Origin of the sequence: Enterobacter cloacae complex sp. S1 (assembly GCF_014930525.1) — a bacterium.
Taxonomy (GTDB): Bacteria; Pseudomonadota; Gammaproteobacteria; order Enterobacterales; family Enterobacteriaceae; genus Enterobacter; species Enterobacter hormaechei_C.
Window position 1 is genome coordinate 116,718 of the sequence record NZ_JADBRE010000017.1, and the last position, 14,321, is coordinate 131,038.

The 14,321-nt window shown below is 49.9% G+C and carries 11 protein-coding genes and 3 pseudogenes; 6 read left to right on the top strand and 8 right to left on the bottom strand.

The window, feature by feature from the left end; translation table 11 throughout:
• Window positions 1-4 precede the first annotated feature (4 nt).
• The 3 genes and pseudogenes from copA to IM290_RS21625 form a co-directional block, all read right to left on the bottom strand.
• Window positions 5-2,503, bottom strand: a complete 2,499-nt coding sequence (gene copA, locus IM290_RS12290) for a copper-exporting P-type ATPase CopA (RefSeq protein WP_193041794.1) — start codon at window positions 2,501-2,503, stop codon at window positions 5-7.
• A gap of 275 nt (window positions 2,504-2,778) precedes the next feature.
• Window positions 2,779-3,663, bottom strand: a complete 885-nt coding sequence (locus IM290_RS12295; RefSeq protein WP_193041793.1) for a type VI secretion system-associated protein TagO — start codon at window positions 3,661-3,663, stop codon at window positions 2,779-2,781.
• Window positions 3,664-3,667: 4 nt separating this feature from the next.
• Window positions 3,668-3,999, bottom strand: a pseudogene (locus IM290_RS21625) (hypothetical protein).
• Window positions 4,000-4,174: 175 nt separating this feature from the next.
• Between IM290_RS21625 and IM290_RS21630 the strand changes: the two are divergent.
• Window positions 4,175-4,423, top strand: a pseudogene (locus tag IM290_RS21630) (hypothetical protein); the annotation flags it as partial.
• 430 nt (window positions 4,424-4,853) lie between these two features.
• A complete protein-coding gene (locus IM290_RS12300) occupies window positions 4,854-6,626 on the top strand; it encodes a DUF262 domain-containing protein (protein ID WP_129259053.1) in 1,773 nt (590 codons plus the stop codon).
• A gap of 1,636 nt (window positions 6,627-8,262) precedes the next feature.
• Here IM290_RS12300 and IM290_RS12305 read toward each other — a convergent pair.
• On the bottom strand, window positions 8,263-8,472 hold the full coding sequence (locus tag IM290_RS12305) for a replication endonuclease (protein WP_129259051.1): 210 nt from the start codon (window positions 8,470-8,472) through the stop codon (window positions 8,263-8,265).
• Between IM290_RS12305 and IM290_RS21805 the strand changes: the two are divergent.
• Window positions 8,467-8,933 (top strand): annotated as a pseudogene (locus IM290_RS21805) (tyrosine-type recombinase/integrase); the annotation flags it as partial. The gene IM290_RS12305 and the pseudogene IM290_RS21805 sit on opposite strands and share 6 nt — an antisense overlap.
• An 86-nt stretch (window positions 8,934-9,019) precedes the next feature.
• On the top strand, window positions 9,020-9,430 hold the full coding sequence (cueR, locus tag IM290_RS12310) for a Cu(I)-responsive transcriptional regulator (RefSeq protein WP_017694388.1): 411 nt from the start codon (window positions 9,020-9,022) through the stop codon (window positions 9,428-9,430).
• Here cueR and IM290_RS12315 read toward each other — a convergent pair.
• The 3 genes from IM290_RS12315 to IM290_RS12325 form a co-directional block, all read right to left on the bottom strand.
• Window positions 9,427-9,879, bottom strand: a complete 453-nt coding sequence (locus tag IM290_RS12315) for an NfeD family protein (RefSeq protein ID WP_015571238.1) — start codon at window positions 9,877-9,879, stop codon at window positions 9,427-9,429. The two genes, cueR and IM290_RS12315, sit on opposite strands and share 4 nt — an antisense overlap.
• Entirely contained in the window at window positions 9,876-10,790 is a 915-nt protein-coding gene (locus IM290_RS12320) for an SPFH domain-containing protein (protein WP_003858941.1), read from the bottom strand. The genes IM290_RS12315 and IM290_RS12320 overlap by 4 nt, the downstream gene beginning before the upstream one ends.
• Before the next feature lie 154 nt (window positions 10,791-10,944).
• Complete coding sequence (locus IM290_RS12325) at window positions 10,945-11,799, bottom strand: hypothetical protein (RefSeq protein ID WP_015571236.1); 855 nt, start codon at window positions 11,797-11,799, stop codon at window positions 10,945-10,947.
• 142 nt (window positions 11,800-11,941) lie between these two features.
• On the opposite strand from IM290_RS12325, the gene fetA reads away from it, so the two are divergent.
• Together fetA and fetB are read left to right on the top strand one after the other, a co-directional pair.
• Window positions 11,942-12,613, top strand: a complete 672-nt coding sequence (gene fetA, locus IM290_RS12330) for an iron ABC transporter ATP-binding protein FetA (protein ID WP_015571235.1) — start codon at window positions 11,942-11,944, stop codon at window positions 12,611-12,613.
• A complete protein-coding gene (gene fetB / locus IM290_RS12335; RefSeq protein ID WP_017383223.1) occupies window positions 12,606-13,388 on the top strand; it encodes an iron export ABC transporter permease subunit FetB in 783 nt (260 codons plus the stop codon). Before fetA ends, fetB begins: the two co-directional genes overlap by 8 nt.
• Window positions 13,389-13,439: 51 nt before the next feature.
• Here the strand turns inward: fetB and IM290_RS12340 are convergent, their stop codons facing one another.
• A complete protein-coding gene (locus tag IM290_RS12340; protein WP_003858935.1) occupies window positions 13,440-14,294 on the bottom strand; it encodes a co-chaperone YbbN in 855 nt (284 codons plus the stop codon).
• Window positions 14,295-14,321: the final 27 nt, after the last annotated feature.

Below are 14,321 nucleotides of genomic sequence, written 5' to 3' on the forward strand. Positions count from 1 at the left end.
AGGTTCAATCCTTCGGTTTAAACCGCAGCAGACGGTTAGCGTTGCTCACCACGGTAATTGACGAGAGCGCCATCGCCGCACCCGCAACAACCGGGTTCAGCAGGGTGCCGGTCAGCGGCCACAAAATCCCGGCGGCAATCGGAATGCCGAGCGAGTTATAGACGAAGGCCCCCAGCAGGTTCTGCTTCATGTTGCGCAACGTGGCTTTCGAAATCGCCAGCGCATCCGCCACCCCCATCAGGCTGTGGCGCATCAGGGTGATCGCCGCGGTTTCAATGGCGACATCGCTCCCGCCGCCCATCGCAATGCCTACGTCAGCCTGCGCCAGCGCCGGGGCGTCGTTGATGCCGTCGCCCACCATCGCCACCTGGCGACCCTGACTTTGCAGGTTCTTGATGGCGTCCGCTTTGCCGTCCGGCAGCACGCCCGCGATCACCTCATCAATACCGGCTTCTTTCGCAATGGCATTGGCGGTGGTCGGGTTGTCCCCGGTCAGCATCACCAGACGATAGCCCGCGCGGTGCAGGCGCTGTAAGGCATCTACGCTGTCCTGGCGTAACGGATCGCGCACGGCCAGCAGCGCCGCCACCTGACCATCCCTCGCCAGCAGAACCGGCGTCGCGCCCTGAGAGGCCTGCGCGTTTAGCTCTGCGTCCAGCGCGGACGTATCAACGCCTTGTTCAGTCAGCAGTGCCTGGTTGCCCAGCAGCAGCGTATGGCCTTCGGCTTCACCGCTGACCCCTAAACCGCGCAGGGTGCGGAAGTTGCTGACCTGCGGCAGACGGCCATCACCGGCTTTCTCCAGGATGGCGCGCCCCAGCGGGTGGCTGGAACCTTGTTCCAGCGCGGCGGCAAGGCGCAGGGCGTCCGTCTCCGTACAGCCAACGGTACTGACGGCCACCACCTGCGGTTTGCCCTCGGTGAGCGTGCCGGTTTTATCAAAGACAAGGGTGTCCAGCGTGCTTGCCCGTTGCAGGGCGTCAGCATCACGGACCAGTACGCCAAATTCGGCGGCGCGTCCGACGCCAGAGATAATCGACATCGGCGTGGCCAGGCCAAGGGCACAAGGGCAGGCGATGATCAGCACCGTGGTGGCGATCACCAGGGTGTAGACAATCTGCGGCGCCGGGCCGAAGAAATACCAGATCGCCGCGCTCAGCAGGGCAATACCAACGACCACCGGCACAAAAATGGCGGAGATTTTATCGGCAAGCTGACCAATCTCCGGCTTACTGCTCTGCGCCTGGCGGACCATGCGAATGATGCGTGACAGCGTGGTATGGCTCCCGACCGCGCTGGCGCGGAACAGTACGCTGCCGTCCTGTACCACCGTACCCGCATGCACCGCATCGCCCTGAGATTTCTGCTGGGGTATCGGCTCGCCGGTCAGCATCGCTTCATCCAGCCAGGCATCGCTCTGGGTGATTTCACCGTCGACGGGCACGCGGTCGCCGGTGGTCAGGCGCAGCGTCATTCCCGGCTGTACCTCTGAGAGCGGAACGCTTTTTTCCCCGTCATCCGTGACCACGCGGGCCGTCGGCGGGGTTAAATCGAGTAATCTTTCCAGCGCTTTCGACGAGCGCTGACGCGCGCGGGCTTCGAGCATATGGCCTAAGTTAATCAGACCGATAATCATCGCACTCGCTTCATAATAGAGATGGCGCGCCTCCATCGGGAACCACTGCGGCCAGACGTTCACGCTCATCGAATACAGCCACGCCGCGCCGGTACCGAGCGCGACCAGCGTGTCCATCGTCGCGGTGCGGTTTTTCAGGCTCTTCCAGGCGCTGGTATAGAAATGTCCGCCAGCAAACACCATCACCGCAAGGGTAATCAGACCAATCACCAGCCACAGGGTGCGGTTGTCAGCGGTGACCATCATGTTGTCACCCATCATGCCCCACACCATCACCGGAATACCGACCAGCAGGGCGACAATCGCCTGCCAGCGGAAACGCTTCATAGTGGCGACAGCCGTTTCCTGCTGGCGCTCGCGGCGCTCGGCATCATCTTCGATGGCCTCCGCCCCGTAGCCCGCTTTCTCCACGGCCTGCACTAACTCTGCGGCGGAGGCGCTGCCCATCACCAGCGCAGTACGCTCCGCCAGGTTTACCCGTGCCTGTGCGACGCCCGGTACCGCCTGTAAGGCGTTCTGTACCCGGGAGACGCAGCTGGCGCAGCTCATGCCGTTGATCAGCAGCTGTTGGCTGTCATCAATGTCATCAGCTACCGGAAGCTCAGGAGTGGCCGCTGTCAGTGCTTCCGACGGGGATGATGACTCTGCCAGCGGTTTAGCCTTTGGGTGGCTTAACTCCGCCCCGTAACCGGCCTGTTTAATGGTATCAATCAGCGCGTCGGCGCTGGCGCTGCCGGTCACGGCGGCATGATCGATAGTCACCTCAGCGCTTTCCACGTCAGGACGCTGCTCCAGGCTTTCTTTAACGCGTTTGACACAGTGGCCGCAGGAGAGGCCGTCCAGTGTCAGGTCAATAGTGTGAGACATAACAAAACTCCCGTATAATGTTCTGGTCAATTGTTGACCTTCACTCTGCTTTTCGCTAACTGTTATGAAGGTTAAACCTTCCATCAAGGGGAAGGTCAAGAATTTAAATTGCTGATTGAAAGGGATTTTTAAAATCAGCGTCCACATAGCGTCCACACTTCGACAAAAGTGTCCACATTACAATGACAAAGCCCCGCTTATTGAGCGGGGCTTTTTTCATAACAAGTTACTCTTCATCGTCTGAAGGTAGCTCTGTTTAATGACATAAACTTGGTTTACTTCCAACCACAAGCTTTTTGAAGCGGTTTCATTGCATCTGAAAGGCCCTTCAGATCGAAGGTTGCACTCACCGGGGCTTCATTGTATGGGGTGATTCTGGTGAACATTTTGTCTGCTTTAGCTAGAGATTTAATGAAATCAATGTCACTACCCTTGTAAAAAACCGCTTTGGTATCAGTTGAGATAGACCATTCTTTTTCAACTGCTTTCTGCTTATCCAGGCGGTAGAGCATGCTCGTTTGCTCAAGGCCCAGGTACACATCCCAGTTAATGAATACCTCCGTTTTCTTTTCGCGGCAGGCTACATACATTGTTGGAATCACACTTTCACCAAAAGGTGTTCGAATGTAATCATTACTGTTAAGTGAGAGGATTATGTTTTTTGAGTCGTCTACCGGTGAGGTGCTAATCGATGTTTGCCACTTGCCAGGGTTAGAAACAGTATCTTGCGCAGCCTCAGTTTCTGCGGATGTAGTCTGCGGGAATAACTTGTCGAAACATGCCAGCCTTTTAGTGCCATTAATTTCACTTTGGCACTCTAACAACTTCGCTCGGTCAGGTTGCTGATAATCATTTTTTGCTGACGTGTTTATCGAGCTTGTTGTAGTTTTAAACGTTGGTGAGAAGAAGCGATCGTAACAAGATAGTCGTTTACCGTCGCCTTTCTCCTCGGGGCATTGATCCCTACTCTCGAATTTCTCAGCATTTTGTGTTCGTGATGGCGGTATTGATTTGTCGTAACAAGAAAGTCGTTCAGCATTATTTTCCATACCCCGACATTCAAGGACTGCATTGAAGTTTTTATGTTCACTTCCTGCGTACACAGACGCTGCATTGAGTGCCACAAATGATGCTATTAAATTTAAAAAAAGCTTTTTCATTTAATCATCCTTTTGGTCTTATCAGGAATACAAGGTTACCGATGATTATGTTGCCTATAACCCAAACACTAACGATTGCCATTAAACCTAGACCTGTACCAATTGCAGCCCCAGATCTTTCTGCATCGGAAGTTGCGTGATTTATTACATCACCACTACCAACTAATCCTGCGAAGAGGCAGTAGATTATAAATAAGTTGAACAATATAAAAGACCACTTGATGACTTTTCCAAAAAGTGAACGTCGTGGCTTTTTAAGTTGCTTCCCACATGACGGCAACGCAATGCTGTATCACTTACATCCTTAAGATACTCTGGGCAGCTAACCAATGCCATAAACCTATCTTCTATGATTAATAAAATATTGTCTTTTTGTTACAAATAATTTTGATTTTATCGGATTTGGGCGCATTGACAAGAGAAAAGCATCATTACAGCGCAGGGTTTTTGTTAAATAATCAGGTTGAATTGATTATTTCCATAGTGCAAGGAGGGAAAGGCATCGCGTGGGATATCAGCAAAGGATGAGTTTCTTAACATCAAATCGGCAACGTGCAACGATTTGAGCGCCGCTCGCTTCATTCCGCCGCAGTTGATGGGCGCAATACCAGAAGGCAATGGATCGCTCGGTGATGGAAGCAATGAAGGCATTCATGACTGGCTCGGTCAGGAAGTGATACGCTTCAATTCCTACGCTCTGCTCAAAGACGAGGGACCCATTCTACCCGCCGCGCATCCTGCGGCAGTTCTCCTTGAGTAATTTTCAATCACCGCATAACCGACCAACCGTTCTGCACTAAATTTATCGCCCCTCACACTGAACCCATAAGCGCCACACTGGCAGCCGCAAACTGCAATTGACCCCGCGTACACCTAGAAGCGTAAAAGGCAGGAAAGGCCGAAAAATGGCATTTAAATGCATCTCCTCCCTCACCTCTTTCGCGTGGGCTGTTCCCCCGTCACCTGCGCCTGACAAACTTGCGTGTTTATGTGCATTTGCAGATTCACCGCTAGATAGAGGAGATACTGTCGCTATAGGACCAAAAGACGACCAATTTTATTGTGCAGTTTTATGCATAATTGTGCAGTTGGAAGTTTGTCCATCAGATTGACTTCAGTTACAAATTCAATGTATTTTAATCCAATACGTGTCCTATCTGTTTCTTTACTAAATATTCGAGATACATCAAATGGCTAATGAAAACTTAGATATTGACTCCAAGACAGCAGAAGAATTATATGAATGGTATTTAGAAGATAAATTAATTATAAATCGAAGATACCAAAGAAAGTTAGTATGGTCCCTTAACGAGAAAACCGCATTGATCTCATCAATGACTCAACAGTATCCTATCCCTTTGCTATTATTCGTTTCCATTGACAACAAAAGAGAAATTCTCGATGGTATGCAAAGACTAGAAGCTTTAATGAGTTTTATTGAACAGCGATTCTCGTTAAATGGCAAATACTTTGATTTAGATGCTATTGCATTAACAAAAGAACTAAAAGATAGTGGCAAAATTCAACAAAAAGAACCAGTGTTATCTCGTGAAAGCTCCGCATTAATTGCTCGCTATAGATTTGCCATATCGGAATACTCCTCAACTGAGGATCACATTGACGAAGTATTTCGCCGTATAAATTCCAATGGTAAGATTTTATCGAAACAAGAACTACGGAGCGCGGGTTGCGTAAGTAATTTTTCAGAATTAGTGAGAAAAATCTCAACCATTATAAGAGGTGATACTACTCATAGCGATATAATGGGACTTAATAAAATACATAACATATCCATTTGCAATGACGGTCTTGATTATGGAATAAATATTGATAACCATTTCTATATTAGAAATCATATAATTAGTAGGCCTAGTATCAGGGATTCTGACGACGAAGAGTTAGTCGCAAACATCTTAGGTTATATTTTCTTAGATGACAAGCCTACATCGGGGTCATCATCACTTGATACATTTTACGGTGAAGGTTCGACGACTCATGCAATCCATACACGAACCCAATTAGAGAATTATATTCAGACAAATAGTGCGGAGAAAATTATAAATAATTATCTCATCGTATATGAGATGATTCAAAAGCTATTTGATGATAACGATTTGAATTTCAGAACACATATTCTAGGCAATACGTCTTCATCTCAAGAATGCCCACGTTACTATCAAGCGGTTTTTCTTGCTTTGTATGAATTAGTAATAAATGAAAACATGCAACTTGATGATGAACAGAAATTTATCGCACAGCTCGGGGACAGTGTACAACGTTCAATGGTACAAACAGAAGGTGGTCGCTGGGCAGCTAGCGCTCGTCAGAAAAGTGTCGAAGACTTATGCGCTTTAATTAAACGATATTTTAAAGAGTCAGAACGTAAATTTATCAATCATGCATGGCAAACGCTGATAAGAACCCTACTTAATAATTCAAGAACAGAACAGCCAAATTATGATTTTAAACAGGGTTTATTCATCCTGTCAGGCGAAAACAAAATAGATGAAGATTGTTTTATTAATATTGTTCAAACGGCTGTAGCAATTAATAATATCGGTAGGGAAGCAAATGGTTATATCTTGGTAGGCATATCCGACACCAAAGCTACGGCAGAAAGAGTTAAAAAATTATATGGTGTTACACCTATTGAGTCTAATGGATACTTCATCAATGGAATTGATCATGAAGCCATAATTCATTCAAAAAACATAGATAATTACTTCCTGTTCATAAAACAAAAAATCGAATCGTTTAAATTTAGTGATGCATTAAAACAGCAAATACTGAAAGATATTTCATTATGTTCATACGAAGGGTTGCATGTTTTGAAAATCGAAATAAAAAGTGTTGGAGAAGTCTGCCACTTTGAAAATAGTTATTATATAAGACAAGGATCAGCTACGCATTTAATTACTGAAGGTGAAGCAATCAGTAATTTGCATAGATCATACTACTCATAATCATTTAAGCACTATGAAGGTGTCACATGCCTCCGTAGTGCATTTTTTAAAAACGTCAATTATTTTTTCCTTGCATTTTATCGCTATCATTCTTTTAATGATTTAGTACAAATATTATCTATAGAGTTGAAATAATTTAGCTCCGCTGCTTAAACTTATGCCTTCTGTTCAGTGTAATCACTAAACACATTAACTACTTACCATTCGGCTTGTATAACCTCAGGTTTAGGAACGCTATCTTTTTGCTCTTCACGTGGAGGTATATACTGACTTTGCGAATCGCGTTCTTCATGAGACGACACGTGATAATAAAGTCAGTTTTGATAGTCAGCTTCTGGCTCATAATCATTAAAGTACTTGCCCACGTCTACCCCCAATTATGTGCGCAATCCTTAGTCTTTCAAGGAGGACGTTATTCTCCCGTTTCCTTTGCGCTTTTACTCTATGCTTAACTTCATCGCGGCACTGGTTCGAGAACTCCTTCGCCTTCAGCTTCGCTGTACAAGCTTGGCAGAGCTTTACATCGCCATAGGTTACTTAACTCTGCATCACAATCACTTGCCTTACAGTACATCGCTTTAGTCTTTTCCACTAAATAACCATCGTTCAGGTAAACAAGATGCTCCTAAAAGAAAGCGAGGCCCCGCGCCGAAGTGCATCAATATCAGGTATGGACTTAATCCCCAAATGAGGAAAGCTGATAACGACGATGATCAGTTATTAACGCAGCCCTCACAACACTACTGCGCTGAGTTGCTAACTCATCGCGGATAGCCGACGACACTTTCATGTAATTTTGGTCTGATTTATCGCAATCTGAAGCGGACATATGATTTGCAAGCGTCTCTAATTCATCAGCAGGTAATTTCTGCCGTTCTGGTTTGTAGTTTCTAATACTTTCATTAAGCCGCTTTTTCTGTTCACGGCTAATTTGACCAATTTCATACTGCTCTGGTTCTTCTTGTGGTGAATTTAGCCCGCTCTATTTGTATATTTTTCATATTCTGTACAGTTTTTGACACGAGTCCAAGAGGACGCAGACGCGCCCTTAAGGTCAAAACCCGTATCTATGCGGTCTGAAGATTTGAGTTTCAACCTCACAATGCGATAAGAATGGGGACCCATTTCTACGAATGAAATGCTGGACGCAGGTATAACCAGGACCTTAATAGCCTACTGATATTCGCCGTAGCTGGTCGGCTCGTTTTTGTATTGTTACCAGGCGCGGAGAACAAGTTTGGAGAGGGAAACAAAAGGGCCACCCTGCAAAGTGATGTAACCCTGCCAATCTCACGCGTGAGTGGCGCGATGCAACTCGCCAAAGATAGCGCTAACTTTGTCAGCTAACTCCTGATTTCTCAGGCGACGCAGTTAAAGCCAGACTGATAATTGCGCTCCCCATAAAAACTGGAATTGGCGTATACCCCAACATGACGCCTAGGCCGTTGCGTACTTAGAGGTTTCCTTCATAGGGCGTCCATTTTCGTGATCGCTGTTGCCGTCCAGAGCGTAAACATCACTGTTTTTTTAGATGTATTTGACGACATTACCCGTAGTGCTACCCAACGCCGGATCAAACGACTTGAGTTCACAGCCGGGCTGTTTACCATACTAAACAGTTTACTATTCCGCATCCTCAAGCGTTGCGTAGTCTTCCATGAACCTCTTTCAACTCCGCATTGTGCTCTGGTGCTGTAAACAACAGGCCATGCCAGTACTGAGTACCGTCATAATGGGATTCAGCGACGCAAAGACCGAAAACAGGAAGTTCGCGGAGTGCGAGTTCAGCACAAATTTGATGCCATATTTGATCGAGATACCGCTGTGATCGGCGTGGGCTTACCACCGCATTGCGATTCTACTGATGGCTAGGGGGGAAGCATACAGTCTGAAAGCGGAAAATATTGTCGGTATTAGGGTTATGTTTACCCTGACAAAGAACGGTGAAAGACGCGTTGTTCCGCTATCGGATGATATCGCCAGGAAAATCAAAGACAGGGAATCAGGGCGGCTTTTTCGGGTAAGTTATAAAACGTTCCGCTTGAGGATGAAAGAAGCAAAACCCAATTTGCCAGATGCACAGGCGGCCCATGCTTTACGGCACACGTTCGCAACGCACTTTATGATGAAGGGGGCAACATCATTGCTTTACAGCGAATCTTGGGTCATGCGTATATTTCTCAAACGATGGTTTATGCACACTTCGCACCAGATTATTTACTGGACGCTGTGAGCTATAATCCTCTCAGCGGAATGTCCACATTGTGTCCACACTCTGGAGGCAAAGCGGGGGGACGGGTTAGTTAAGTCTGCCAAATACTGATTTGGCGCAGTAGCTTACGGAGATGCGCCTGTCAGAATCCCACCATCAAGGGGAAGGTCAAGGGGGAAATGTGAATATCAGCGATGTTGCGAAAAAAACCGGCTTAACCAGCAAAGCGATTCGCTTTTATGAGGAAAAAGGGCTGGTGACGCCACCGTTGCGCAGTGAGAACGGCTACCGCAGCTATACGCAGCTGCATCTTGATGAACTGACGTTACTGCGCCAGGCAAGACAGGTAGGATTTAACCTTGAAGAGTGCGGCGAGCTGGTTAACCTGTTTAACGATCCGAAACGCCACAGTGCCGACGTGAAAAAACGTACGCTGGAAAAAGTGGCGGAGATCGAACGCCATATCATCGAATTACAGGCGATGCGTGAGCAACTGTTACAGCTGGCAGAATCCTGCCCGGGAGATGACAGCGCCGAGTGCCCGATTATCGACAATCTTTCCGGCTGCTGCCACCGTAAAACCCACGTCTAACAGGCTTTAACCCGCAGGGTAATGCCTTCCACCGCAATGACCTCAACCCGCGTGCCGGCGCTGAGGTCATCGTCGGCCACCACCGGCCACGAACTGTCCCCCACGCGCATATGACCGCGTCCGTTGATCAGCGCGTTATCAAGCGTAAAGCGTCTACCCACGATCTGCTGCCCACGCTGGTTGAGGTGCGCGTCGACCGGCTTCTGCGCCTTCACCCGTTTGTTCAGCCAGCGCCACCACAGCCAGGCGGCCAGCAGCGTCAGCACGGCAAACAGCGCGCCCTGCCACTCCCAGCCGACAGGCAGCAGCCAGACGACCAGCCCTGTAATCACCGCGGCAACCCCGCTCCACAGCAGATAACCGTTGCCGCCAAGCATCTCGGCGGCCAGCAGTAAGCCGCCAAGGCTTAGCCAGAACGCATGAGGATGTGCAACGATGAGCTCAATCATTTTTTACGCTCGTTTCCGCCGTCTTTGATCAACTCGGCAATTCCGGCGATAGATCCCATCAGACTGCTGGCATCCAGCGGCATCATTACCACCTTGCTGTTGTTCGCGGAGCCGATCTCCTTCAGCGCATCGGTATATTTTTGCGCGACGAAGTAGTTCACGGCCTGGATATCCCCCGCGGCAATCGCCTCGGAGACCATTTGCGTCGCGCGGGCTTCCGCTTCTGCCGAACGTTCACGCGCTTCCGCCTGGAGGAAGGCAGACTGACGGTCGCCCTCGGCTTTCAGGATCTGCGACTGTTTTTCCCCTTCCGCTTTCAGGATTTCAGCCTGACGCACCCCTTCGGCTTCAAGAATATAGGCACGCTTGGTACGCTCGGCCTTCATCTGCGCGTTCATGGAAGCAATCAGCTCTGCCGGTGGGCGCACGTCGCGGATCTCAATGCGTGTCACTTTGATCCCCCACGGATTGGTGGCTTCATCCACAATGTGCAGCAGGCGGGTATTAATGCTGTCGCGCTGGGAGAGCATTTCGTCCAGCTCCATTGAGCCAAGCACGGTACGGATGTTGGTCATGGTCAGGTTGACGATCGCCAGCTCCAGGTTGCTCACCTCATAGGCCGCTTTCGGCGCATCAATCACCTGAATAAAGCACACCGCATCGATGGTGACGTTGGCGTTATCCTTGGAGATGACTTCCTGGGAAGGGATATCCAGCACCTGCTCCATCATATTGATCTTACGCCCAATTCTGTCCATGAACGGGACGATCAGGCTTAAACCCGGCTGAAGAGTATTGGTGTAGCGACCGAAGCGTTCGACGGTCCACTGGTAACCCTGCGGGACAATTTTGACGCCTGCGCCCACGATAACCAGCGCAACGAATATAAGGACAGGAACAACGATGAGCATAAAAACCTCCTGTTTTGCATGCCGTAACGAGAAAAACTGCGTATTTGTTGAACGTAAGTATATCGGCTAACGAACAGGATTTCGCCCCTGTAAAGAGGTGGGAACCGGACTGGCAGAAATAAAACGCCCCGTTCGGGATGCGGGGCGCAAAGCGTTACTTTTCAGACCAGGTATAGCTGAAGTCAGTGATAAACCCATCCCCGGCGTCAGCGATGGCTTTTGATAAGCCCTGATAGTATTTTTCCAGGCCGATGGCCTCTATCTGCTGGATCTGCTCGCGAACGGGAGCGCAGAACAATACCGCATTGCCCGCCCCGACACGTTTGTTGTTCGGCGGCAGATCGCCGGTAATCGCTTTAAACCAGGTTCTGATCCCTTGCTTTAAGCTGTGCGGCGCTTTTGTAAGATCCTCCTGGCCGGTCAGTACCTGTAGGGTAGGGAATTCATTAGCATTGACGGCGGTTTTCATACGCGCAAAGAACGCGGTAAAAAGCTCAAAAGAGCCGAGGTCTGTGACGCGAGGCTTGGTGGTTTTTCCGTTTTTATTGCCCATTTTTCCGGCAGGGGCTGTAGGCGCCGGAACCACATTGACCTTATGCAGATCCAGACCAAACAGCAGATTGCAGTGCGCCCGGCGCTCTTTAAGCGGATAGGACATCAGCACGTCAATAAACGCCGTCGCCTTCACATCGGCCAGATCATGGTTAATCAGCCATTGCGAGCGGGCAAATTCCGCGGGGGAAACGAACCAGTCCGGCACCTCAGTAAAGCGTCTGGATTTACCCTTGCCGTCAAACTCGAGAAAGTACGCTCCATCATCGAATGCAAAATAGCAGTTTTTAAAGCTACCGATTGTGGTGTTAACGATGAGCGCCTTCTTAACAAAATCGACCACCTCTGCACCCATGACAAAACGCGTGAGTTCAGAAGAATTGATGACTTCCATTAATGTTTCCACATCAGGAACACCAGGCTTCAGGGAAGAGAACTCATAAAAGATATGTGTCATGTTGCTGACTTCCTGTAGTTATAGAGGTGACAATTAGCGAGCAAAAAGTTTAACACTTGCTATAGGTTAAGGCTATTCGCGCTGCGTAGCGGAAAGGATTATGCTAAAGGCTGTTCTTATTACAGCGGTTAACGGAATCGGAATGAATAATAAAAAAAATCTTCTGGATATCAGGGATGTTGGCTTTCGTGTGGGTGATAACACCATCCTTCAGCACGTTGATTTTTGTCTCTCTCCGGGCGAATTTAAACTGATAACTGGCCCCTCCGGCTGCGGCAAAAGCACCCTCCTGAAAATCGTGGCTTCGCTACTGAGCCCAACGGAGGGAACCATCCTGTTTGCAGGAAAAGATATCGCCACGCTTTCACCGGAAAGCTATCGCCAGCAGGTGTCATACTGCGTGCAAACGCCGTCCCTGTTTGGCGACACGGTGTACGACAATCTGGTTTTCCCCTGGCACATCCGCAACCAAACGCCTGATCCGAAAAAGTTTACCGACGATCTGACCCGGTTCGGGCTTTCGCCGGAGACGCTGACCAAATCGATCGCCGAACTGTCGGGAGGGGAAAAGCAGCGCGTCTCGCTGATCCGTAACCTGCAATTCTTGCCGAAGGCGCTGTTGCTGGACGAAATCACCAGCGCGCTGGATGACGCTAACAAGCGCAACGTCAATGACATTATCCATCGCTACGCCCGGGAGCAGAATATTGCCGTGCTGTGGGTGACGCATGATTCAAATGAAATTACCCATGCGGATGATGTCATCACGCTCAGGCCGCAGGGCGGGAAAATGGAGGAGGCTCACCGTGGGTGAACATAACATAACCAACGAATCGCTGGCGCTGTCGATGGTCCTGGTGCTGGTGGCGATTGTGGTCAGCTACCGGGAAAAGCTGGGGCTGGAAAAAGATATTCTTTGGAGTATCGCCCGCGCGGTCATTCAGCTCATCATCGTCGGCTATGTGCTGAAATACATCTTCAACGTCAATCATGCCGTGCTGACCCTGTTGATGGTGCTGTTTATCTGCTTTAACGCGGCATGGAACGCGCAGAAACGCAGTAAATACATCGATAAAGCGTTCATTTCGTCGTTGATCGCCATCACTACCGGGACCGCGTTAACGCTGGCGGTACTGGTACTCTCCGGCTCGATAGAATTTACGCCGATGCAGGTGATCCCCATTTCCGGGATGATTGCGGGCAATGCGATGGTGGCGGTCGGGTTGTGCTACAACAATCTGGGGCAACGGTTCAGCAGTGAACAGCAGCAGCTTCAGGAGAAGCTAAGCCTGGGCGCGACGCCGAAGGTGGCCTCGGCGAGGTTGATCCGCGACAGCATTCGCTCTTCGCTGATCCCAACGGTGGATTCCGCCAAAACGGTGGGTCTGGTGAGCCTGCCGGGCATGATGTCGGGGCTGATTTTTGCCGGTATCGATCCGGTAAAAGCCATTAAATACCAGATTATGGTGACGTTTATGCTGCTCTCTACGGCGAGCCTGTCCACCATCATTGCCTGCTACCTGACCTATCGGAAGTTTTACAACGCGCGCCACCAGCTGGTGGTGACGCAGTTGAAAAAGACGGGGTAATATCGGCTTTTGTAGGCCCGGTAAGCGTTAGCGCCACCGGGCATTTTTTTACTAGTAGAGCAACGCGTACAGCTGACGACGATATTTCGACGCCAGCGCGTCACCGGTACCCAGCGCGGCCAGGATCTCCTGGAACATCTTCCGCGCCTGTCCGTCTGCGGCGCCCAGGTCCTTCTGAAGATGGCTAAACAGCAGCTCCAGCGCCTCTTCGTTACGCCCCACCTGATGAAGCTGAAGCGCCAGCTGGCTTGCCAGCGCGGCATCCTGCGGGTTGTCCGCAACCTGCTGCTGAAGCTGTTGAATTTCAGGGGTATCGGCCGCCTGTTTCAGCAGGTCAATCTGCGCCACCAGACCCTGATAACGGGTATCCTGATCCTGCATCGGCACCGTTTTCAGCACGGCTTCCGCGTCTTCAGGGCGGTGCAGCGCAATCTGGGTCTCTGCCAGCAGCAGACCAATCTGGCTGTTCTGGTTCGACAGCTGCCACGCGTCTTTTAACAGCGGCAGCGCCTCGTCGTACTTGCCTTCCTGCATCAGCGCCATGGCTTCCTGCGCTTTCAGCTCTTCTTCGCGCGGCAGAACTTTATCCAGCAGGGCGCGGATCGCCTCTTCCGGCTGCGGACCCTGGAAGCCATCCACCGGCTGACCGTTCTGGAACAGGTAGACGGTTGGGATCGCGCGCAGGCCAAACTGGGAAGCCACCATTGGTTCGGCGTCACAATCCAGCTTCGCCAGAATGAACTGACCGTTGTACTGCGCGGCAAGGCTTTCCAGGACCGGCGTCAGTTGCAGGCAGTGTTGGCTGCGTTCAGACCAGAAGTAGAACAGCACCGGTTTAGTCATTGACTGTTCGAGCGTCTGTTGCAGGTTAGCTTCAGTTATGTTGACGATATTCTGTACGGACATGCGGCATTCTCTTTTATCGGTTTACTC